The sequence below is a fragment of the Paenibacillus phytohabitans genome (assembly GCF_013141775.1).
Lineage (GTDB): Bacteria > Bacillota > Bacilli > Paenibacillales > Paenibacillaceae > Paenibacillus_AQ > Paenibacillus_AQ phytohabitans.
This window is the reverse complement of sequence record NZ_WHOB01000088.1, coordinates 54,002-77,935: the sequence shown is the minus strand read 5'-3', so window position 1 is coordinate 77,935 and position 23,934 is coordinate 54,002. Positions and strand designations below refer to the sequence as shown.

Here is a 23,934-nt window from a genome sequence, read left to right as displayed (position 1 = left end):
TTAAGGATCGCGGCCGTTTGCATTTGTGCGGATAGGATTAACGTATATGGCTGATATTATTCTTTAGGGATCAATTCAAAAATCTTGCCGGTCTCCAGCGCTTCGATCAGCTTCAGCAGCCAGCGGTAATATTTGATCGCTTCCTCTATTTTGGCCTCATCGGTCAAAAGCAGACGTCCGATGTCCGGCTCGTCCGCATATTCTTGCTTCATCTGCTGGATCTCGGACAATGATTTGTTAAGTGCAGTCATATTACCCTCGACTGCTTTTCTCCATTTAATGGAGAAGTAGTCACTGAAGTTCTGATGCCAGTCGGGGACCACCTCGAACAGATCCTTGCGGGTGCCTTTTCCCCAGACTTTATCGATCATCTTCAGATCCAGCAGCGTACGCACACCGGTACTCATCGATGTCTTGCTCATACCCATAGTGCTGCTCAGTTCGTCCAGTGTAACCGGACCCTGATTGAAATACATGTAACCGTATAAATGCCCAATGGAGAGGGTAATCCCGTACAAATCCATATTTTTACCGATGGAATCGATGACCCGCTCCCGGACTTTGCTGATTCGCTCTATTTGTTCGGGCAGAAGCCCCTCTAAATCATTCATGATGTCCCTCCTGAGGAATAGGCTGACAGGCAACAAACCTCTCCAATGTATTGTAATCAAATCCGCTGCTATAAGTAAAGAATTCATCTAGAACGGAATATGGCGTTAAACAGAGTATTCTATACGTAAAGTTCGTAAAGTTAAAACTGTACACTAAATTTTAAGCGAATATGCGCTTTGCGTCTCTTTTCACAAGTCCGTTACACTAGGTCAGGAGAACTAACCTGAAATATTAAGGGGAGAGAAGGAGGTCACCATGGCAATTATAGAGGTGAAACAGCTTACCAAAGTATTCGGTCATGATGCGGTACGGGCACTTCCATTATTAGAACAAGGCTGGTCCAAAGAGAAGATTGCCCGGGAAGCCAAGCTAACGGTTGGCGTGAATAAAGCCGAATTCAGCATTGAAGAAGGAGAAATATTTGTCATTATGGGATTGTCGGGCAGCGGTAAGTCCACGCTCGTCCGGTTATTGAACCGGCTGATTGAGCCCACTGGGGGCCAAGTATTGTTCAAGGGCAAGGATGTTGTCCAGATGAATCCGGAGCAGCTAAGAGAGTTCCGGCGCAAGAATATCGGCATGGTCTTTCAAAAGTTCGCGTTGTTCCCACACCGCAGTGTGCTGGCCAATGCTGAATACGGACTGGAAGTGCAAGGTGTGGAGAAAAGCAAGCGAACCCGTCTTGCCATGGAGGCACTCGAGCTGGTCGGCCTTAAGGGCTGGGAGCATCACCGCCCGGATCAGCTGAGCGGCGGCATGCAGCAGCGTGTCGGTCTGGCCAGAGGGCTGGCCAATGATCCGGATATCCTGCTGATGGATGAGGCCTTCAGTGCGCTTGATCCGCTGATCCGCAAGGATATGCAGCAGGAGCTGCTGGAGCTGCAGGCCAGAGTGAAGAAGACCATTGTATTCATCACGCATGATCTCGATGAGGCGCTGCGGATTGGTGACCGGATTGCACTGATGAAGGACGGCGTCATTGTCCAGATCGGTTCGCCGGAAGAGATCCTCATTCAGCCTGCGAATAAATATGTAGAACGATTCGTTGAGGACGTCGACTTGTCCAAGGTGCTGACCGCCGCTCATGTCATGCGCCAGCCGGAGATGATCCGTCCGGAACGCGGACCCCGGGTAGCCCTGCAGCTTATGCGGGACAGCGGAGTATCCAGCCTGTATGTGGCGGATAATGAAATGAAGCTCCAAGGTGTAATTACAGCGGAGAATGCGGCACAGGCACTGAAAGAGAACCGGAGCATTCTGGAAGTCATGCAGCGGGAGATTCCCCGTGTACGGCCGGATACCCTGCTGAATGACCTGTTCGAGATGATGTCGGAGACGCATCTGCCGGTTGCCGTAGTAGACGAGGGTGACAAGCTGAAGGGCATTGTCATCAAGGGAGCCGTGCTGTCCGCACTTGCCGGTAATGCGGTTCCGGAAGGAGGACTTGGTTCATGAATTTACCCAAAATACCGCTCGGAAAGGGCGTAGAATGGCTCGAAGACTGGCTGACGACTTATTTCGGCCCCTTCTTCGATCTCATTCATGCTGTGATCGGCGGAATGGTAAGCGGCATTGATGCGGCGCTAACATTCCTGCCCGCGATTGTGCTGACCATACTTATCGCCGCTTTGGCTTATTGGATCGGCAAATGGCGGATGGCATTGTTCGCAGTGATCGGGCTGCTGCTGATTGATAATCTCGGATTATGGGACCCCTCAATGCAGTCGCTGGCCCTTGTGCTGACGGCTTCCTTACTGGCTGTAATTATCGGGGTTCCGCTGGGCGTGCTCTGTGCGCAGAGCAAGACCTTCCAGAATATTGCTACGCCTATACTTGACTTTATGCAGACGATGCCGGCGTTCGTATATCTGCTGCCTGCGGTATCGTTCTTCTCTCTGGGTGTAGTGCCCGGGGTGATTGCTTCTATTATATTTGCTATCCCGCCAACCATCCGTCTAACGAACCTGGGTATCCGGCAGGTATCGCCGGAGCTGGTGGAGGCTGCGGATGCCTTCGGATCGACAGCAGGACAGAAGCTGTTCAAGCTGCAGCTGCCGATTGCCCTGCCGACTATTATGGCCGGTATTAACCAGACCATTATGCTGTCACTGTCGATGGTCGTAATCTCGTCCATGATCGGCGCCCAGGGTGTCGGAGCCTATGTGTACCGTGCGGTATCACAGGCCAAGACGGGAGCAGGCTTCGAAGCGGGAATTGCCATTGTTATTATTGCGATATTGCTGGACCGTCTGACCCAGAAGCTGTTCAAGCCCAAACAACAAGGATAGAGGAGTGTTTAATTCATATGAGTAAATTTAAATCGATGAAACTGAGCCAGCTTGGCTTGATTATGCTATTGATGATGGTTGTTGTTATTTCCGGGTGCTCGTCCAAGGATAATTCTTCGGTGAAGCTGGCTTATGTGGCCTGGGATTCGGAAATTGCCAGCACGAACGTGGTTAAGGAAGTACTGGAATCGAAGCTTGGCGTTACGGTAGAAATGCTCCAGGTCGATGCCGGTCCAATGTGGGCAGGGATTGCCGATGGAAGTGCGGATGCGATGGTAGCCGCTTGGCTGCCGGGCACCCATGCTTCTTATCTGGAGAAATACGGTAATGATATCGTAGATGCCGGTGTGAATCTGGATGGAACGAAGACTGGACTTGCCGTTCCTGCTTATATGGATATCAATTCCATTGAGGATCTGAACAATGCGGAGGTTGCGGCTTCGCTGGATAATATGATTATCGGAATTGAACCGGGTGCCGGAATTATGACGGCTACTGAAGCGGCAATTGAAGCGTACGGATTAAGCGATTATACGCTGCTTGAGAGCTCTTCGGCGGCGATGGCACAGGAGCTGCAGAAAGCTTTTGACAACAATGAACCGATCGTAGTTACCGGCTGGACTCCGCACTGGATGTTCGCGAATATGGATCTGAAATATCTGGATGATCCCAAGAATGTATACGGCGGTGCTGAACAGATCCATACTATGGTACGAAAAGGTCTGAAGGATGATATGCCCGATGTATATCTGTTCCTAAGCCAATTCAAATGGACCGCAGACGATATGGCTCAGGTTATGGTCAAGATCCAAGGCGGACAATCGCCGGAGGAAGCAGCCAAAGATTGGGTCGATAACAATGAAGCCAAGGTGAATGAGTGGATTACCGGAGTGAATTTGTAGAGATTGTTCAGCGAATCAGCTATTTGGCAGAGAAGATCGATGTGTGCTATGATTGAAAGAACATAGGCTACAATTCTTTAACTTGTACGCTAACGACTGTTCTTTAGATGTACATATCATAAGCAAACTCATTCAACAAACACCCCGAGAGGGGTGTTTTTCTTGAAAAGATAAGAATGTATATGCTTCGCGTAATAAATGTTCCTTATCTTTCTCGCTGAAACGGTACCGTCCTTATTAAAGGACGGCAACGCCGTTTCCACTTGAGATTCACGAAACAAACGTTAATGAGCGATTCCCTTATGTTCAGTATGAAATCAGGAGACAGCTGCTGCAAGGAGTCAGGAAAGGGGAGAACTCCGTGACCGAGACCATTAATGCCTGGATCGACTGGCTGCTGCAGAGTCTTGGATTGAGCGGCCCTTCCATTCTATTCGCTACCGTTCCGCTGGCGGTACTGCAAAGTTTATTCGGATTTTTCCCACTAGCGATCCTGATTGTGCTTCACGTCTCTGTATTTAATGTTATTGGCGGGATGATTGTCAGCTGGCTGGCCTGTAATATTGGTGCGGTGCTCGTCTACTTCCTGTTCCGGCGCTATCTTTCGGAGTGGTTTGACCGGAAATGGGGATATAAGCTGAAGCGCTATGACAAATGGCAGATGTATCTGGACCGCTACGGCATCTGGACCCTGGTGCTGCTGCGTACGATTCCGATTGTGCCGAGCAATATTATCAATCTGATGTCGGCCGTTTCTCCGATTAAGCCTGCTGCTTTTATCTGGGGGACCGTGCTTGGGAATCTGTCTTACATCTGGCTGTTTGGAACGATCAGCTCTTCGCTGATTGTCCCCCGGGAGGAGTGGAACGGATTCCTTACGTGGTATGCGGTGTTTATGGTGATTCTGATCGCTATTTTTGTCCGCCGTCACTGGGGGCATCTGCAGGAGGATAAGCGTAAGCGGATGGGGTAGGAGGCAATATAGATTAAACTTAAGATTTTAAGTAAAGAAGTATTCGTAACTGCGGTGAATATTTGGACTTCCGGCCGCTGTTGTCTACAGATTTCTTGATTTGTACCGCCTTTAGCGGTAGAAATCCGTAGACAAAGGCGGACGCTTCCGCTCCTACAGTTCCAAAATTCCCCTCCGTCACTCCCTTCTCCAACTCAAATTCCAGTTCAATCTATATAAAGGATAGAAGGAAGTAGAAGCGTAGAGCAGTTCTTCGGTGTTACACCGGGAACTGCTCATTTTCGGTTAAAAGGATAAGTGTCTTCACTGCTTTTCCACATTGTGGGGTTATTTTGCGTTCGTCCCGAATAGCCTATAGTACATGGGCGGCTTGACCGCAGGAATGTCGGGAGGGACTGCAAGGCATGGGCAGAATCAGAAAATGGGGGAACCGGCGGGCAGGCGTATCAATCTTCGGGCGTCTGCGTCTGCCGAGGTTCAGCTGGAGCGGGTTGCCGAGACCGGCCGGGCGCAGCCCGGCGTTCAAGGCCAAACCGTCGAAGGCAGTCTTCCGGCCGCCGGGTTCGGGAGCAAGATTCGCGGCGAAGCCGTCCAGGTCCGGGGCGGGGGCATCAAGCCGGGGCGGTGTATTCGTGGCGAAGCCTTCGAGGTCTGGAATCCGTCCGGACAGGAAGGAAGCGGGTTATGAGACGGCTTCGCCCGGTGCAGGAGCAGGCGCTCCGGGCTACCGTGTCTGGCGCAAAGCCAGCCGGAGCGGGGGGTTCAGCCTGTTCCGCGGCCGGGAGCGGAAGAAGCAGGAGGCTGGCGCAGGGAAAGGCCGGAAGCCGCGCCGCCGGGGCAGATTCTGGATCATCCTGAGCCTGCTGCTGATTCTGGCTGTGCTTCAGGGGCTGCGTTATGTGGAGCAGCATTTGAAGCCGCCGATCCTCCATCTGGCGCAGATCCGGGTGAAGCAAATCGCTACGGAATCCATTAACAAGGCGATTACTTCCCAGGTTGCGGACGGCGGGAACGCGGAAGCGCTGATTGACTGGAAGACGGATAAGAACGGCAAAATATCCGGGTTCATGCTCAACTATAAGGAGCATATGCGGATTACTTCACAGGCGGCCGAAGTCATCCAGTCCACGCTGCAGGAGCTGCATAACCAGACGGAGCATATCCCGCTGGGCCAGGCGCTGGGCAGTCCGCTGATTGCCTCATTTGGGCCGGATATTCCGATCAAAATCGAACCGCAGGGCGCGGTAAAGGTGGAACTGAACACGCGGCAGCAAAATGCCGGCATCAACATGATTCTCGTTGAAGTCTTTATTCATATTGTTACCGAGGTAGCGGTTGTCATTCCGTTTGATATGGAGCCGCAGATCGTGGATACAGAAATTCCTGTCTCTTACCTGATGGTTGTCGGCGATGTCCCGATGTACTATTACGACAATCAGGGCCAGCCTGTCGGCGAGAACGGCAGCAGCGCACCTGGAATCGCGATTCCGGCGCCTTCGCTGAACACAGAGAAGAGCGGCACCGGTGTGGACGGTACAGCTGTTGAGGGAAGCGGGGGAGCCGGGAATACGAACAGCGGAGAGAATAACACACCGGCCGGGAGCGGCAACTCTGCGCCAAGCACAAACGCCGGAAATGCCGGGGCCAATGCGGGCGGCGGAGAGTAATGGGATATAGTTTGGTAGAACATATAAGTGGAAAAACTCCATCTGCTGTTGGCAGAATCGCTGATCCCGGTGACTTAGTTGGAAAAACGGCACTTAATTTCAGCCGGATTCGCTGACGGCGGGGTTATAGGCAGGATTAAGTGTCATAAATCCAATTAAATTCTGTAAGGCAAGCAAACCGGAATGATTAAGTGGAGAAAATCCAACTGCTTACCTTGAAGGGTCAGGGACAGCGATAATGCGGGCCTGCGGGCCGTTGAAGCGATAATGAAAAAGACTATAATTTGCAAGCAAGAGCCGCCAATGAAATGGGCGGCTCTTCTGTATTTGCTCGGACAGGAACGTTAGCCTCTCTTAACGCGGCATAGAAACGTGAAAACATCGTACCAGATTGCTGTTTGCGTGTCCGGAACGTTAGCCTCTCTTAACGCGGCGTAGAAACAGCTTCTCTCCCGAACTCCGCGCACGCTCCCAATAATAGTCCACCAATCCAATATTAATGCACTATGAATAAGCCGGAACGGCTTTTATAATTAGGGCAAAGATGCGGCTGTTATGTAATTCAAACCAATTTGGGGGGCTGAGCATAGTGAGAATATTGATCGTGGATGATGAGCCCAGACATCTCAGAGGGATGGTCAATCTGATTGGGCGGCTGCGGCCGGAGGACCAGGTGGTGGCGGCGAAGGATGGCTTGTCGGCCATGGAATTGGTGAAAGCCCACAGCCCGGAAGCTATATTGACGGATATCCGTATGCCTGGCATGGATGGTCTTGAATTTCTGGAACGGCTTAAGGTAGAAGGCATTAAAACCAGGGTTGTAATGGTATCCGCTTACAATCTGTTCGAGTATGCGCAGAAGGCGGTTCGTCACGGCGCTTTTGATTACCTGCTGAAGCCTGTGGAGATTGAGAAAATTACGGAGGTCTTAAGCCGGATCGACCTTCAGCTGACAGCGGAACAGCAGCAGTACCGCGAAGAGGAAGAGCTGCAGCACCGCCTGAAGCTGGCTTCTTCCGCCTACCTGAGCCGGTTGATACTGTCCTGGCTCAACGGCAGTGCGGCCCCGGAGGAGCTGGAGGAGCTGAACCGTTATGAGTGGCTGCGGGAGAGCGGTGTGGCTGTATATTCGGAGCTGAAGCACCGCCGGGACAGCGGGGAACAGCAGGACAGCGGCTCCTTCGTCCGCTCTCTGGAGCAGGCCTGGAGTCGGTGGGGAGAGGCCATAACCGTTCCCTTGAGCGGGATGATGGAGGACGGCGTTCAGGCGGCCGTGACCTTGATTACGCTGGAAGCGCTTACCCAAGGCAAGCGGGAGGAGGCCCGCTTCATCGCCCAGTCTTTGGCGGCTGAGTGGGTGCATGCGGGACAGCTTGTCCACGGGATTGGGCCGCAATGCCATTCCCTGCTTGCCGAAGCGCCGCGGTCGTATCTTGCAGCCAGGACGGCCAACAGCTACAATTTCTACGATTTCCGGCAGGGATTGCTTTTTGCGGATGAGCTTATTTCAACCCCCGGAGCTGGAGCTCCTGACTGGGGCAGGCTGTATGATGCTTTGAAAATGGACGATGCCGCCCTTGTTCAGGAGGTCTGCGCTGAGACCGTCTATCAGCTCGCGGATGCCGGACAGGCCAGTCCCATGCTGCTGAAGGAGCAGGCCTCGCTGATGCTGCTGCAGATCCGGAGTGACCATCAGGATATTCTGGACAAAAAGACGGGGCAGATGCTGACCGATACGGCCACGATGCTTATCCGTTCATGCCGTTCATATCAGGAATTAATGACCAAACTTAACCATGCGCTCCGGGAAGCGCATCTAGCCCTGGCCTTATCCAGACAGGATAAGAGTGAGGTGGTCATCGCGGAATGCCTGGGCTGGATACAGGGGCATACGAAAGAGAACCTTACCCTGGAACGGGCAGCCGAGCATTTCCACTTTAACCCCTCCTATTTCAGTACGCTGATCAAGAACAGGACGGGCAAAACCTTCTCCGAGCATGTGACGGCGGTCCGTATGAAGCGGGCCAAAGAGCTGCTTGCAGCGGAGCAGTTCAGAGTATACGAAATTTCCCTGGAATGCGGATTTCAGGATACGAAATATTTTTGCCGTGTATTCAAGAAATATCATGGCATGTCGCCAAAAGCTTATAAGCACGCACTTTCGCAAAGGAAACGGGAGGCATGAAGATCACCTTCCGTTACCGGCTGCTGGCAAGCTACATCCTGCTGATCGCGGTTCCCCTGCTCGTACTCGGGGCATTGTTCTATCGGACCAGCCTGAAGATTATCACGGAGCAGGCGCAGAAGAATGTGTATGAGATTGTCAAAAAAAATAACGAAGTCATGGACACGAAGCTGCGGATCGTGGACCAGAACAGCATGTCCTTATTTCTCGATAAGGATCTGTTCCGCATTTTCAGCCAGCTGGACCCCGCGAACCAAGTGGAGCTGTTTGCAGCGGACCGGCAGGTGACGGCAGTGCTCGGCAAAACCTTTTCCCAGAACCAGGATATCTATGCCTACCAGCTATGGACCTCCTACTTTACCTTCGGACAAACGCTGCCGCAAGGAGACCCGGTTCAATCGGATATATACGATCTGGCCCGGCAGGCAGGGGGGAAGCTGGTATGGATTCCTACCTATGATTTCGTATCTATGTTCAACCAGCCTTATCTGCAGGACGGGAATCTGGAGTTCCGTTATTTGTTCTCGGCCACACGCGTGCTTGATTTCACCTATCTTAGCAATACGAAGCTGGAGAAAATGGATGCCGGGGTGGAACGCCCTGTACTTGCCATTAGCTTCAAATCCGAGGTGCTTAAATCCTTGTATGAGGACAGCATACCGGGAAGCTCGCGCTATATGGTGCTCGATCCGCATGATAAGGTGGTCGCCAGCAGTGAGCCGGGGGCTATTGCGCAGACCTATAAGGAGGCGTGGCTGGACGAGCTGCAGCAGGAGAAAAGCGGGGCGCGGAGAATGACGCTGGACGGCGAGGCGGTGATCGTCTGCTTTGACCGCTCGGAGGTTACCGGCTGGATGTCTGTCGTGTGGATTCCGGAAGCAGGGCTGGTGAGCAGCTTTGTGCCGGTGATCCGCGCTTCCATTACTGTCATGGCCGTGGTGATGGGGATAGTGGCGCTTATCCTCGCTTTTTTCATTGCCGGCAAAATTACCAAACCGATCAAGCGGCTGTTAAGCGCGATGAGATCGGTGGGCGAAGGCGATTTCCAGACCCGCGTGGATGTGGTAAGCAACGATGAATTCGGCATTCTAACGCAGCGCTTTAACCGGATGAATGACCGGATTCATCTGCTCGTGACAGAGAATTACGAGACCAAGCTGAAGGAAAAGGAAGCCGAGATTCAGGCGCTGAACATGCAGATGCATCCCCATTTCCTGTACAATACCCTGAATGTGATGAACTGGACGGCGATTGAGAATGATCAGCAGGAGCTCAGCAAAATGCTTGTCTGCCTGTCCAATATGCTGCATTATACTTCGAGGAAGACATGGGGCGCCGTTCCTTTGTCCGAAGAAATGAACTGGATGAATAACTATTTCTATATTATGTCGATCCGGTTCGAGGACAAGTTCACTGTAGAGTATGATATGGACCCGCGGCTCTTCGAATATGATGTGCCACGGCTGCTGTTCCAGCCTTTTGTGGAAAATGCGATTCTGCATGGCTTCGATCAGACCGAATCGGGCGGCATCATCGGAATCCGCGGCTGGATTAACGGCAGAACCCGGCATTACGAGGTGGCCGACAACGGCCGTGGCATGAGCCAGGCGACTGTAAATGCGATTTTGCACCAGAAAGCATCTTCCGTGGGCATTAAGAATACCATTGACCGCATTCAGATGACCTATGGCGGCGAGTACGGAATCTCCATCTTCTCTTCTCCGGGAAAAGGAACAAAGGTGGCCATTACACTCCCGCTGTAAACCCAATCACAGTCCACCAATCCAAAGAGATTAGGGTTATGTAAGCGCTATCCTGTAATTTATAATAAAGGCATCATAGACTGCAGCTATGAACCCGTTGAACTTAGAAATCGAGAGGGGCTCGGAATATGTTGCTACCAAGAAAACCGGTCTTCATTACATTGGCTCTGATTCTGATGCTAGCTGCTGTGCTGTCTGCGTGCTCGAAGTCGGGTACAGCAAGCCCTGAGACTTCCACGCCTTCCGGGAATGCCGGATCGAAGGAGAACATTACGCTGCGGATGACTGTATGGGGATCACCGGAAGAAGTGGCTCCTTACAAAAAAGCCATCCAGAACTTCGAGGCCAAGCATCCAAATGTCAAGGTTGAGCTTCAGCATATTGCCGCTGATTATGATACCAAGCTGACGACCATGGTCGCCGGAAATGATGTTCCGGATATTGCCATGATGGAATCGGGTACGATTGCCTTTCCGATGGCGGAGCAGGGCAAATTCTATAATCTCCAGGAATTTCTCGATACGGATGCCGACATCAGTCCGGATACGCTGGTTCCCAATATTACCTATTCACTGGAGCCGGGCAATGTAATTGGAATCGGACCAGGGCCGGAATCCTTCGGACTGTTCTACAATGAGGATATCTTCAAGGAAGCCGGAATAGAGCCTCCCCCGTCGAATGTGGCGGATGCCTGGACCTGGGATGAATTCGTCGAGGTTGCCAAGAAGCTGACTGTGGACACCAATGGCAAAACAGCAGCCGACCCGGACTTCGATCCCAAAAAAATTAAGCAATATGGCGCAAATCTCTCCACCTGGTGGGGGGTATACAGCAACTTTATCTATTCAAATGGCGGGGATTTCATCTCGGCGGATGGCAAGACCTTCGCGCTTAACCAGCCGGAAGCTGTTGAAGCCCTCCAGAAAATAGCCGATCTGATGAATGTGCACCACGTATCCCCTTCACCCGTGCAGTCGAAGAATATTCCGGCAACGAATGTAGCTCTCCAGACCAAGAAGGTAGCGATGACGGTGGACGGGCAATGGGCAAGCGCAGGCCTCGCCCAGTCGAAGTTCAACTTTAACGTGGGGGTCATGCCTGTAATGAAAGAGCCGGTAACCACCGTGGTCTGCGGCATGTTCTCGATCTTCAAATCCACCAAGCATCCACAGGAGACCTGGGAGCTGCTGAAGGCGCTGCTCGATCCTGAAGCCTCCATTGATATGCTTACAGCCGGAACCTGGATGCCTTCTCCCAAGGACTGGTACACCGATCCGGCGCTACTCGCCAAATGGACGGAGAATCTGGATGCCAGACCCTCCGGCTATAAAGAAGCCATCGTCGATGTAATCTTGACCAAAGGGCATCAGACGCCGACCGGCTATGTGAAGAATTTCAACAATATTATGGATCTGGTTAATCCTGCCCTGGATAAGGTATGGCTCGGCCAGCAAACCGCCCAGGAAGCGATGGACTCGATTGCCGTAAAGGCCCAGGCCCAAGTTAAGGGACGCCGCGATATCAAGGAATAACCAACTGCGAAACTAGTACTAAGGAGCGGCGTCCGATACCTCGTTCGCCGTTCTTTTTGCAAATATAAGAATTTATATGCTTACACTTTAAATTATCCTTCTATTTCACGCTGAAACGGTACCGTCCGTCTAAAGGACGGCAAAGCCGTTTCTACTTGCGAAATTCGAGACTGGAGGCCGGTATGCGAAAGGGAATGTTCTATGGGCTGCTGTTCACCGCCCCCGCAATACTTGGGTTTGCCATTTTTACGCTGGGTCCCATGATCGCAAGCCTGGTGCTCAGCCTGACCAACTATAATGTGTTCAAGGATCAGACGTCTTTTGTCGGTCTGGATAATTTCGTGCGGCTGTTCTCAGGTGAGGATGAGCTGTTCTATAAATCGCTGGGAATCACCTTTTATTTCGTCGTGCTGCGTGTGCCTGCAGTTATTCTTATTTCCTTCGGCATCGCGCTTCTGCTCAATCTCAATGTAAAGGGAAGAGCCATCTTCCGTACGATTATCTATCTTCCGAGCATTGTTCCGGCGGTGGCCTCGGCCATGATCTGGATGTGGCTGCTCAATCCCGATCTGGGCCTCATCAATTCACTGCTCAGCCGGCTGCATCTGCCGACCAGCGACTGGCTGTACGGGGAGAGCAGTGTCATCCCGTCAGTGGTTCTTACCACGCTATGGGGCATCGGCAGCACGGTGATTATTTTTCTCGCCGGACTTTCCGGTATCCCCCGGCAGTATTACGAAGCGATTGAGGTGGATGGAGGCGGCTGGTTCCGCAAGCTGAGCCACGTGACAGTTCCGATGGTCACCCCCACGATTTTTTTCAATACAATCATGACCATAATCGGCTCCTTCCAGGTCTTCAACGAAGCTTATATTCTGACGCAGGGCGGACCGAACAACCGGAGTCTGTTCTATGTATTTTATTTGTGGAGAACGGGCTTCCGGGATGCCGAGATGGGATATGCGTCCGCGCTGGCCTGGATCTTGTTCATCATTATTCTGTTCTTTACCTTTATCGTCTTCAGAACCTCGAAGTCATGGGTGTATTACGAAGGGGGGGACCGTGCTTGAGGCCATCGAAGCTATCACTTACCGCAAGCTACGGAGCGCTTATCCTGATCTCTGCCATGTTCGTCATTCCGTTTGTCTGGCTGATCCGCAGCTCGCTGATGAATTTATCGCAGATTTTTACCATGCCTCCCGAATGGATACCGAAGCCGTTTCAGTGGAGCAATTTTCATAAGGCGCTTACGGTGCTGCCGTTCGATGTTTTCTTCAAGAACACACTGATCATCGTGGTTACGGTGCTTGTGGGAACCGTAATTACCAGCAGTATCGGGGCCTTCGGATTCTCACGGATTCAGTGGAAGGGCCGGGATACGGTGTTTGCCATCCTGATGACCAGCATGATGCTGCCGGCGGCGGTGACGATTATCCCGAGCTTTCTCGGCTGGCAGCTGATGGGTCTATACGATACGCTGTATCCGCTGATTGTACCCGCTTATTTCGGCGGCGGAATCTTCAATATCTTCCTGCTCCGGCAATTCTATCTGACGATTCCGCGAGACTTTGATGAAGCGGCCTTTGTGGACGGGGCGAATTACTGGCAAATCTATACCCGGCTCATCTTTCCCTTAAGCCGTTCCGCGATCATCGTGGTTGCCTTATTCAGCTTTCTGGCCTCCTGGAACGATTTCATGGGCCCGCTGATTTACCTGAAAAGCGACAGTCTCTTTACTCTCGCTCTGGGTCTGCAAATGTTCCAGGGTACCTACACCGCGCAGTGGGATCTGCTGATGGCGGCCTCGGCCACCGTCGTTCTGCCCTGCGTCATTGTGTTTCTGGCCGGGCAGCGTTACTTTCTGGAGGGCATTACCTTAACAGGATTAAAAGGATAAAGGAGGCGGGGAACGGAAATGGCAGAGCAACAAGCGAAGCTGCATGCCTGGCAGGGTATGTCTTTTACGAGTATAACAATTAATGATCATTTCTGGCGGCCGCGCCTGGAGGTGCTCCGGCAGACCACTCTGCCGGACTGCTTGTCCAAATGTGAGGATACCGGGCGCATCGATAACTTCGCCAAGGCCGGGGGCCTGATGGAGGGGCATTACGAAGGCAAATATTATAATGACTCGGATGTCTACAAGGTGCTTGAAGGCATAGCCTATGCGCTGATGCCCAGGCGGGATGCGGCGCTGGAAGCTGAAGCCGACCGGATTATCGTGCTGATATCGGCAGCGCAGGAAGCGGATGGATACCTTAGTGCTTACTTCACACTGGAGCATCCGCAGGGCAAATGGACGGATATGGAGAAGCACGAGATGTATAACGGCGGCCATTTGATTGAGGCGGCGGTTGCCTATTATGAAGCGACCGGCAAGCGCGGGCTGCTGGAGGTGGCCTGCCGTCTGGCCGATCATTATGATGAGGTGTTTGGCCCCGGCAAGCGGCACTGGGTGGAAGGGCATCAGGAGATTGAGCTGGCGCTGGTGAAGCTGTACCGCGTGACCAGGGCCGAGCGCTACTGGAAGCTTGCGCTGTGGCTGCTGGAGGAGCGCGGCCATGGATATGGCGCGGGCGCGATCTGGGACAATCCGGAATGGGGGCCGGCCTATTGCCAGGATGATGTTCCCGTCAGCGAGATTAAGCGGGTGACCGGGCATGCTGTCCGTGCCATGTATATGTACACGGCAATGGCGGATATTGTCCATGCTTCAGGGGATTCCGCTTATGCAGAGGCTCTGCACCGGGTCTGGACCCACACGGTGGAGCGCAACATGTATGTAACGGGCGGCATTGGGCCGTCCAGGCATAATGAAGGCTTCACCTTCGATTATGACCTGCCCAATGAAACAGCCTATTGCGAGACCTGCGCCGCCATTGCCATGGTGTTCTGGAATCACCGGATGAACCTGACGTTCGGAGACGGCAAATACGCCGATGTGGTAGAGCGTGAAATGTACAACGGCGCCTTATCCGGAATATCTCTGTCCGGGGATAAGTACTTCTATGTCAATCCGCTTGCTTCACAGGGCGGGCATCATCGTGTGCCCTGGTTCGAAACCTCCTGCTGTCCGACCAATCTGGCCCGCTTCCTGCCTTCCCTGGGCCAATACGTCTATGCGTCTGCAGAAGAAGGCCTGGTGGTCAATCAATACATGAACAGCGAGGCAGAGCTTGTGCTGGGCAGCGGACTGGGCGTCAGGCTGAAGCAAAGCACATTGTATCCCTGGGATGGCCGGATCGAGCTTGAGGTGAACCCTGCAGCAAGTGCCGGCTTCAGCATCCGGCTGCGTGTGCCGGAATGGTGCAGGGGGTACCGGCTGGAGGCTGGCGGCGTCAGCATCAGCGGGGCCGGAGCCTTGACGGATCAGGGGTATCTGGTGCTTAACCGGCATTGGTCGCCGGGAGATAGGGTTGTGCTTGAGCTGGATATGCCCGTGAATCTTGTGCGGGCCAAGCCGGAGGTGGAGGCGGACAGAGGAAGGGTTGCCGTTCAGCGGGGACCCGTGGTGTACTGTCTGGAGCAGACGGATCATCCCGGATTGTCCTATGATGCCTGCTCCATTCCGGCCGGGGCGCAGTTCTGGGTGGAACATCTGCCGGAGCTGCTGGGCGGGGTGACGGTGCTGCAGAGCCGGGATGAAGAGGGCAGGCCGCTCCGGTTCATTCCCTATTACGCCTGGGACAACAGAGCGTCCGGCTTCATGCAGGTCTGGATCCGGGAACAGGAAGAGAACGGATTATACAGCTGTTAATTTGCAGGTTGCGGAGAAAGGAGGGAGGTTCGCTTGCGAGGAATTACGAACCCGATCGTGCCGGGCTGGTATGCAGACCCCGAAGCCAGGACCTATCACGGCAGGCATTATATTTATGCCACCAGATCCTTTACGGAATATACGCGGCAGATGAATCTGGATGCCTTCAGCTCCGAAGACCTGATCGATTGGAAGGTCCATGAGAGCATTATTGAAATGGATGATTTCCCCTGGATCTGGAGAGCGGTATGGGCTCCGACCCAGATTGAGCATAACGGCCGGCATTATCTTGTCTTTGCCTCGAACGATATCCAGAAGGACAGTGAAGCAGGAGGGCTGGAGATTGCCGTTGCGGATGCTCCCGAAGGCCCCTACAGAGGGTACCTCCACCGGCCGCTGATCGGCAAGTTTATTCACGGCGCACAGCCCATTGACGCTCATCTGTTCAAGGATGATGACGGTGTAATCTATCTGTATTACGGGGGCTGGGGACATTGCAACGTGGCCCGGATGAATGAGCAAATGACGGGCTTTGTCCCTTTCCCGGACGGACAAATGATCTGCTCCATTACCCCGCCGGGGTATGTGGAGGGACCGTGCATGATCAGGAAGGAAGGTCTGTATTATCTGATGTGGTCGATGGGCGGGTGGACCAACGGGACCTACCGGGTGGCTTACGGCGTAAGCGATAATCCGCTGGGACCCTTCGATAACAAAGGAACCATACTGGAGAGGCAGGAGCCTCTAGCGGAAGGCCCCGGCCATCACGGATATTTACATCTTCCTGACCGCGATGAATGGCTGATCGTCTATCACCGGAGAATCATCGGAGACCCGGAGCCGGGCAACCGTATGTTATGTATTGACCGAATGGAATTCGATGCCGGCGGAATCAGGCCGGTAGTGATGACCAGCGGGTGGTAAAAGCGACCGCCGCAGCTGACGTGGGTATCCGCTTGGCGGATACTATCTGCCGAATACGGCATAAACAGGGATACCTGCCCCATCCCGCTCATACATTATAGACAGCACAGTTATGACCATTGGAGTGTGAGTCTGGATGTCCTATGAAGCGATGGATGCAATCCATACAATTGAAACCATGAATACTGTTAAAGCTGTCAGCACGGAACGTCTGGCGGGAAGATACAGCTATCTGGAACGGGAGGGGCTGCTTCCGCTGCCGGTGCAGGGAGGCGTTACACTTGTGGTAGAGCTGCGGCATGCACAGTGGTCGGCAGAGTGCCTGCGGCTGCTGCTCCGGCACTCCGGTTCTTCTGTGCGGCTGATTGCCGTTCCGATGACTGCTGAATTTCCGCTGCAATGGTTGTCAGAGCAGTTCTCGGGGGAGCCGAATCTGGTATTTCTCCCCTTTGCCGCCGGGAATTATAGGGTGAATGAGGCCTTGGCTTATGCTGAGACCTCTTTTGCCGTTCTGCTGGAGGACCGTGTGATGGTGTCCCCCGGCTGGCTTGGCAATTTGCTGTGGCCGCCTATTGATGATCCAGCGGTGGGCGTGGTGGCTCCCCGTTCCTCCAGTGAACGGGGAGAGGGGCAGGAACAGCTGCATTTTGCCGGATACTCTGAACTGTCAGCTTATGCAGCCCACATCCTGGACAAAAGGCAAGGGGAGTGGAGGTATGCGGAGGTACTGGGCGGGTCCTGTCTGCTTATAGCAAGAGAGCTGCTGCTGAGGGTAGGAGGCTTCGATTCATCACTAGCGGAGCGCAGACTGATCATTGCCGACTGGTGTCTGCGGGCCCGGATGCAGGGGGCAAGTCTTGCACTCAGTGATCCGGTGTATGTGCATGTTCTTCACCCGCTGGAGGAAGGCGCTGTGATTAACGCAGGCAATGCGTCATCAGCAGCGGGGGAGCGGGCATACCGCCGGAAATGGAATCTGCAGGACAGTCCTGCTGATGCGGGTCTGCTCCAGATTCCCGGTGATCTGTCCGCTTGTCTGCCGCAGCCGGTAATTCCGCTGGGCCGGCATACGGCGGAGACGCCCCTTGTGACTACTGTTGTCTATTTCGAAGAAAACTGGACGGCAGCGGATTCGCGTGAGCGGCAGCAGATGCTGCAGGAAGGCCAGAGCTACAGCAATATCCGCTGGGTGTGGGTCCGGGACAGCTGGAGCCAGTCTTTTCCCGAATTTCCGGTGCATGAGCGTGACGCTGTGATTACTGTGCATGGCGAGAAGCCCTGGCTGCACGCGCTGGAGAATATCTCGGCTCTCTATGGCAGCGAAGTCATTGTCTATTTATCCGCCTCTGCGGCATATGACAGCCGTTACATCGAGAAGCTGGTGGAAGTCCTGCAGCATAGCCGGGCGGATATCGTAGTCAGTGCGGACTATGCAGCAGAAGACCCCGGGCAGCGGCCTGGGGCAGGCGGGACAACGCAGCATCTTCCACTGGAACGCATCGCACACAGAAGCGGAATCACGCCCGGAAGGATTATGAAGCGGGAGGGCTTCTTCCGCAGTCTGGCGCTTATTCCTGATCCGGATCTGTCGGTGGGCTATGCTGGTGAGCCGGCAGGCGGCCGGGATAAGCTTCATCCGTCAGCCCCCGGCGGGGAGGGGGAGGGACACTTATGAACTATATCGTGCTTAGCCGTGTTTCCTGGGAGGATTATGAGTATAAAAGAATGCTGGAGCTGCTCCCGGACCGTGGGGAGGTCTGTTTTGCCGGACGGATGACGCCTGCCCGGCAGCGGAGCAGCGGGATCAGGTCCGTGACGCTGGCCGAATTGTACAGTCTGAATGCCAAAGAATATACGCTGCTTGTCTCTTCGCCTTATTGGCTCCCGGATGTGCTGGCGCTGCAGCCTGCTTATACTGTAGCCCTGCTGGAACTTTGTCCGGAAGGGGAGGATAGTGTTCTCTGGGACAAATACAGTGCGCTGCTCGCGGCGAAGGCCGATCTGGCGGGAACCACGTCAGAACGGATATATCTGGAGCAGAATCTGCGCCGGAAGGGGATAGTGTATCTCAGCGGAGACCAGCCCTTATCCTACGGACTGCTCCGCCGGGAAGAGCAATTGTTCTTCCTGTCCGATTACGAAGCGATCTGGAACAGGGCGCTTACGGAATTATGGCAGCCTCCCGTGGTTTCGGGTGAGGAGGCCGGCTGGCTGGACATCCAGCGCCGGCACCGCACCGCATTCTATATATCCATGTGCGCCAAGATGCCCCTCCAGCCTTCGGTGCACTATTTAGCCGCTTCTTATTTATATTTGCGGGGAGATGAAGCCGCTTCGCTGTATCTGGCCCAATCCTTCGAGCTGATGCTACTGCATGATTATACGGATTGTCTGCATTCGCATTACCGTTTCTTCTCGGCGATTGAAGCGAAGAAAGGCAATCTGGAGCATGCCGTCCGGCAATACGAAATCACGGCGTTTACGGCCGGGGAAAGGGCGAAGGCAGCGCAGATGAGGCAGTGGCTGAGTGGCGGCGAGGCGGAGCATGAGCTGCTCCGGGCAGAGATTTTCACGGTAAATGAGGATGGTGCGGCGGCAAATGAGATTCTGAGCCGGTTATCCGGGCCGGAAGCCCGGCAGCGGCTGCTGCTGAATTATATCGGAACCTTTCAGTGGGAGAAGGCGCTGCAGCTCTATGAGGAAATGGAGGCGGACGGGACGGCTGCTGCGGAGAATACTGGGCTGGGCGGATTTGCAGGAATAGCAGGAATAGCAGGGGCTCCTGAGATTCCGGGGCTTGCGGGGGGCACCGCTCCGGCGTTTGAGGATGCAGTGCAGCTTCCGGTGATTGAAGGGACACTGCATTTGCTGTATGGCCGGCGGCATGACGCTATCCGCAGCTTCCTTCGTTCGGCGGGAGCGGACCAGGGAGCCAGACAGCTGTTTGCGGAAATGGCCGATATGGAAGAAGCCGTACAAGGCTTGAGAGGGAGGGTAATGGATGGCGAAGAGCATGCATGAACCGCTGCGCAAGGCATCCGGCAACCGCCTGACGGCGATGATGCAGGTGCGTAATGAAACCGGCCGTTATCTGGAGCAGGTGCTGGAAGAGTTGAGCGAATTTGTCGACGATATCGTAATAGTGGACGACGGCAGCACGGATGGTACGGTACGGCTGTGCAACTCTTTTGCCAAGGTTAGCAAGCTGGTGACGCTGGAGCACTCTATCTTCGGCCGTGAATGGGAGCTGCGCAAAACACTCTGGGATCTGGCGGTATCTACCGGCCCGGATTGGCTGCTGTCCGTAGATGCGGATGAATTCTATGAAGACCGGGCCAAGCAGGAAATGCGGCGTTTGATCGATCAGGACGCTTACGACTGGGTAGCGTTCAGGCTGTTTGATTTCTGGGGCGGCACGACCCATTACCGGGAAGATGAGCACTGGAATATCCACATGAAGCACACGCGCACACTGGTCCGCTATCTGCCCGGCTTCTATTATTACACCCCGCGGATGGATCACCATGTCCCCCGGCTGGCGTTGTCCTATGCGGTTCTGCCGGGCTTCCTGGCCGAGCTGCGGGTGAAGCACTACGGCTGGGCACTGGAACCCGAAGAGCTGCGCCGCAAATATGACCGCTACATGGAGCTTGACCCCGAAGGGAAATGGGGAAGCCTTGAACAATACCGCTCGATTCTGGATGAGCATCCCCGGCTGGTGGAGTGGAGGGAATAGGGTGCGGGAGCCTGGGAGAAACTGGGTGACTAACTGAATAACTAACTGAACGACTAGCTGAACAACTGACTGAAATTCTGACTGAAAAACTAACTGAATACTTAACTGTAAATCTCTATTGGCTGGACTTAAGGTTGCAGCTTATAAAACTAATTCTACACCCTGCGATTATCTGGACCTCCTGACGGTTGCAGTTGCCGCAGGAATTCCCCGGTTCATCCGCCCGCTTTCTGCGGTGGAAAGCGTAATTTTTATAAAATCTTGCACATAATACAACATTTTCCTCAGGATATCGGCTCAAATCCGAAAATGTTGTATAAAATGCAGGATTTTTCCTTTTTCAAGCGGTTTAGCAGGAGAATTGTTGTATTTCTTACAACAATTCTCCCAAACACCCAGTTATCTATAGGTAGAAGTTGCATAACGTACAACATTTAGGTCTGCGGTGCATACTGAGAAGTCTCCATGTTGCCGGAAACGAATAAAAGTGATAAATATTTACGTATTTCGCTATCCCGCAGTGTTTGAACGGTAACTTGCGGGGTTGTTGTCTAAATTCAGTTTATCTAACTGTTATATCTAATCGTATATCTAACTGCTAATCTAACTCTACGCCTAAACAAACCGGGGAGCTTATTCTATGTTTTTACACAAACTTCTTGATGTTACTCTGGAGCGGCTGGCGGAGGGTGGGAGATAGAAATACCTTTGGTTGTGCTGGAGATTGACGATGTGGGGAATAGGCGATACGAATACCTTTGATTGCGCTAGGAGTGGGCGGGATGGGAAATGAGTAATATTACTGGGCTTGTCCTCAAATGATGAAATGACTCCATTCTGCTGTATGTGCAAGCAGAATGGATTGAAGCGGCTGGCTATCTGCATTTCTATCTATCGTGCGTCATGCAATCAGCTGAGGACAGCCAGTGTAGAATAGGATTGAGTGTTGCTGAGTGTTGCTGAGTGTGCTGAGTGTGCTGAGTGATGCTGAGTGTGCTGAGTGTGCTGAGTGTGCTGAGTGATGCTGAGTGATGCTGAGTGTTACTGAGTGATGCTGAGTGATGCTGAGTGATGCTGAGTGATGCTGAGTGATGCTGAGTGTGCTGAGTGATGCTGAGTGATGCTGAGTGTTACTGAGTGATGCTGAGTGATGCTGAGTGATGCTGAGTGATGCTGAGTGTGCTGAGTGTGCTGAGTGTTGCTGAGTGATGCTGAGAGTTGCTGAGTATTACTGAGTGATGCTGAGTGTTGTTGAGTGTGCTGAGGTGTTACTGAGTGTGCTGACTGTTGCTCGAGTGTCGCTGAGGCCCATAGAGTGTTACGAGACCTTTTAGCAGTTTCTATAAATTCAAAGTTCTATGAGTGTTGTGAGAGATGTGCATACAGAAGCGGTTCCTGGCAGCTAAGGTCCGTGTCACGGTGCTGCCTGGAGGGCGGACTTTACAAGCATCAGCCAGGGGATGCTGCCGGAAACGACAGGTATTCCTTGCGGGTGAACCTTGGCTGCGAGCAGCAAGTTGTGGTAGCTGAGGCCAATGGCTGCCGCAGGTCCGCCGGATTGTCGCAGCGCCTGTTCGTCAGCGGGGTCAAGCCGGGGGATCAGCCCACAGGAATCGGCCATCGCTGCGTATAGCAGCCATTCGGCAGCATCGCCGGGTGAGCTGTAAAGATGTGCTTGCCCGGTATACATAACGCACCACTGCTCCTTGACAGGAGCAGGCGCGTGCAGCAGCCCGTGCAGCAGAGGCTGAGGCAAGCGGCTCCAATGGAAACGTGAAGCTTCCATTGGCTTGAATAACAGGAGCAGTGTATCCCAAGCACCTGCCTGGGCCAGCAGCTGCGCAGCGTAAGAAATATCCGGAAAGCTTAACGGTGTACCGGGGCTGAGCTCAGGATGGGTTGAGCTGCCGGAAGGCGTAGCAGAACTGTCTGCGTGTTCGTCAGCGGTGCGCTGCGGGACGGCGGAATTGCCGGATTCAGCATGCCGGGGGCCTCTTTCCCGCCATCTGTCAGTTCCGGCAGCTTCAGCAGGCTCATCGGCCGCACACTCCGTATGCGCATCCGGCTCCCGCTCTGCCGGATGAGCTGATGCACCGCCGGTCTGCTGCGCGAGCCAGCGGTGTACAGCAGCAATGCCTGGCCTGTGCCGGGCCAGGCGCTCCAGCCATTGTCCTGCTGCAGCGGGCCCGCCGCTGCGGCAGGACAAGGCCCACAAATAGCCGGATATCCATGGCTGATCCGGCTCATCCAGCAGCAGCATCCGTTCCAGCCGGACGGATGCGGTACAAGGCTGTTCCGGGTCCCGGAACAGCGTATCCAGCAGCACCTGCACAACCTGCCGGATGGCTTCCGGCAGATGCGGTGCTGCGCTGAGCGCCGCCAGCCACCCGGCGGCGCGGGCATTGAGTGCTGCAGGCACCAGCCTGCTCAGCACTCTCTGGGGCAAGGCAGGGAGCAGCTGACGGGTGATGGCCGTCAGCTGCTCCTCTTGTCCGGACAGCAGGCACAGCGGTGCCAGCTGTGCCCAGGCGGCGGAATCGTCAGGGGTGTAGACCAGGACCTGCCTGTAATGGTCCAGCGCCTCCTGATATAGAAACAGCTGCTCGCAGACCTGCCCGGTGAATAAGCGGGTGCGGCTTGTGCCGCTGCCGGAGGAGGAGGGATATTTATGCGCGGTATTACCGCTGTCCAGCGCCCGCTGAAGCAGATCGTAAGCCCGCCATAACTCCCCTTGTTCCATCAGTAGCCCGGCATAGCTCTCCAGCAGATCCGTGAAATCTGCATACAGAATGCTCCCGGCCTCGTAGACAGCCTGAGCCTCTTCCGGACGTCCTCCGGCCTCCAAAGCGTAGGCTGTTTTGAGGTAAAGGTCAGCGGTATATCCGGAGTCAGCCGGAACTTCTTCCAGCAGCGGGAGGAGAACCTCCGCCGCAGCATTGTAGTTTCCCTGCTGGTAATACTCCGTACCCAGTGCGTACCGCAGATGGATGCTGCGGGGTTCAAGATGCAGAGCGGAGTGGATCAGCTCCAGATTGCGGCTGGTTTTATGCTTGCGCTGCAGCTCACCATCCAGATACCCATAGTGATGCACCGGCAGAGCTGCGTATGCGATATGTCCTCCCGGCAGGCTCCAGATACTGGAGGCCACCTCCTCATGAATGCTGCCGCGAAACAGGATGCGTTCATCATTGCGGAACAGCCGGCACACATTGTCTGTAACATAATCTCCTTCGGAGAACTCACCCACATAGTGGATAAAAGGCAGAAAATAACCGTCAGCACTCTGCGTCTCCAGCAGCCGCTCCACCTCTTCCGGCTTCCAGCCTGCGATTGCTTCATCCGCATCCAGCACTAGAATCCAGGTATAGGAGGCCAGCCGCAGTGCCCGGTTCCTGGCCTTGGAGAAATCATGCTCCCAGGGCACCTCAATGACCCGGGCACCGGACCTGCGGGCGATCTCCATGCTGCCATCCGTCGAGCCGGTATCGGCAATGATGATCTCGGAGACCAATCCCTGCACGGATCTCAGACATTTCTCCAGATGCTGCGCCTCGTTCTTAATAATCATGCAGAGCGATAGCCCTGGATTATGCAT

Annotated in this window: 17 protein-coding genes; 15 read left to right on the top strand and 2 right to left on the bottom strand. The window is 54.0% G+C overall.

What is annotated here, in order from left to right:
- Positions 1-56: 56 nt before the first annotated feature.
- Positions 57-611: a GbsR/MarR family transcriptional regulator gene (locus GC101_RS28905; protein WP_171720151.1), complete on the bottom strand. Its 555-nt coding sequence runs from the start codon at positions 609-611 to the stop codon at positions 57-59.
- A 256-nt stretch (positions 612-867) separates the two neighbouring features.
- Between GC101_RS28905 and GC101_RS28900 the strand changes: the two genes are divergently transcribed.
- The 15 genes from GC101_RS28900 to GC101_RS28830 all read left to right on the top strand — a co-directional run bounded on the left by GC101_RS28900 (position 868) and on the right by GC101_RS28830 (position 20,339).
- A complete protein-coding gene (locus tag GC101_RS28900; protein ID WP_042139862.1) occupies positions 868-2,067 on the top strand; it encodes a quaternary amine ABC transporter ATP-binding protein in 1,200 nt (399 codons plus the stop codon).
- The gene (locus GC101_RS28895; protein ID WP_039305343.1) at positions 2,064-2,900 is read left to right on the top strand and encodes an ABC transporter permease; all 837 of its coding nucleotides are present in this window, start codon (positions 2,064-2,066) and stop codon (positions 2,898-2,900) included. Before GC101_RS28900 ends, GC101_RS28895 begins: the two co-directional genes overlap by 4 nt.
- Before the next feature lie 17 nt (positions 2,901-2,917).
- The gene (locus GC101_RS28890) at positions 2,918-3,802 is read left to right on the top strand and encodes a glycine betaine ABC transporter substrate-binding protein (RefSeq protein ID WP_246354565.1); all 885 of its coding nucleotides are present in this window, start codon (positions 2,918-2,920) and stop codon (positions 3,800-3,802) included.
- 361 nt (positions 3,803-4,163) lie between these two features.
- Positions 4,164-4,775 (top strand): TVP38/TMEM64 family protein, encoded by a 612-nt coding sequence (locus GC101_RS28885; protein WP_042139861.1) that lies wholly within the window; start codon positions 4,164-4,166, stop codon positions 4,773-4,775.
- Positions 4,776-5,179: 404 nt separating this feature from the next.
- Positions 5,180-6,442, top strand: coding sequence for a sporulation protein YunB (gene yunB, locus GC101_RS37000; RefSeq protein WP_171720150.1), 1,263 nt, complete (start codon positions 5,180-5,182; stop codon positions 6,440-6,442).
- 589 nt (positions 6,443-7,031) lie between these two features.
- Positions 7,032-8,627 carry a response regulator gene (locus tag GC101_RS28875; RefSeq protein ID WP_171720149.1) on the top strand — a complete coding sequence of 532 codons (1,596 nt, stop codon included), beginning with the start codon at positions 7,032-7,034 and terminating at the stop codon, positions 8,625-8,627.
- Positions 8,624-10,390, top strand: coding sequence for a sensor histidine kinase (locus tag GC101_RS28870; protein ID WP_171720148.1), 1,767 nt, complete (start codon positions 8,624-8,626; stop codon positions 10,388-10,390). Before GC101_RS28875 ends, GC101_RS28870 begins: the two co-directional genes overlap by 4 nt.
- A gap of 128 nt (positions 10,391-10,518) precedes the next feature.
- Positions 10,519-11,922 (top strand): ABC transporter substrate-binding protein, encoded by a 1,404-nt coding sequence (locus tag GC101_RS28865; protein WP_171720147.1) that lies wholly within the window; start codon positions 10,519-10,521, stop codon positions 11,920-11,922.
- A gap of 182 nt (positions 11,923-12,104) precedes the next feature.
- Positions 12,105-12,992: a carbohydrate ABC transporter permease gene (locus tag GC101_RS28860; protein WP_039307163.1), complete on the top strand. Its 888-nt coding sequence runs from the start codon at positions 12,105-12,107 to the stop codon at positions 12,990-12,992.
- 56 nt (positions 12,993-13,048) lie between these two features.
- Positions 13,049-13,819, top strand: a complete 771-nt coding sequence (locus GC101_RS28855) for a carbohydrate ABC transporter permease (protein ID WP_052770361.1) — start codon at positions 13,049-13,051, stop codon at positions 13,817-13,819.
- Positions 13,820-13,837: 18 nt separating this feature from the next.
- On the top strand, positions 13,838-15,679 hold the full coding sequence (locus GC101_RS28850; protein ID WP_171720146.1) for a glycoside hydrolase family 127 protein: 1,842 nt from the start codon (positions 13,838-13,840) through the stop codon (positions 15,677-15,679).
- A 33-nt stretch (positions 15,680-15,712) separates the two neighbouring features.
- Entirely contained in the window at positions 15,713-16,603 is an 891-nt protein-coding gene (locus GC101_RS28845; protein ID WP_216626788.1) for a glycoside hydrolase family 43 protein, read from the top strand.
- 136 nt (positions 16,604-16,739) lie between these two features.
- A complete protein-coding gene (locus GC101_RS28840) occupies positions 16,740-18,278 on the top strand; it encodes a glycosyltransferase family 2 protein (RefSeq protein ID WP_171720145.1) in 1,539 nt (512 codons plus the stop codon).
- Positions 18,275-19,624, top strand: coding sequence for a hypothetical protein (locus tag GC101_RS28835; protein ID WP_171720144.1), 1,350 nt, complete (start codon positions 18,275-18,277; stop codon positions 19,622-19,624). Before GC101_RS28840 ends, GC101_RS28835 begins: the two co-directional genes overlap by 4 nt.
- Positions 19,605-20,339, top strand: a complete 735-nt coding sequence (locus GC101_RS28830; RefSeq protein WP_246354564.1) for a glycosyltransferase — start codon at positions 19,605-19,607, stop codon at positions 20,337-20,339. The genes GC101_RS28835 and GC101_RS28830 overlap by 20 nt, the downstream gene beginning before the upstream one ends.
- Positions 20,340-21,753: 1,414 nt before the next feature.
- On the opposite strand, the gene GC101_RS28825 is transcribed toward GC101_RS28830, so the two are convergent.
- Positions 21,754-23,934, bottom strand: coding sequence for a glycosyltransferase (locus tag GC101_RS28825; protein WP_171720143.1), 2,181 nt, complete (start codon positions 23,932-23,934; stop codon positions 21,754-21,756).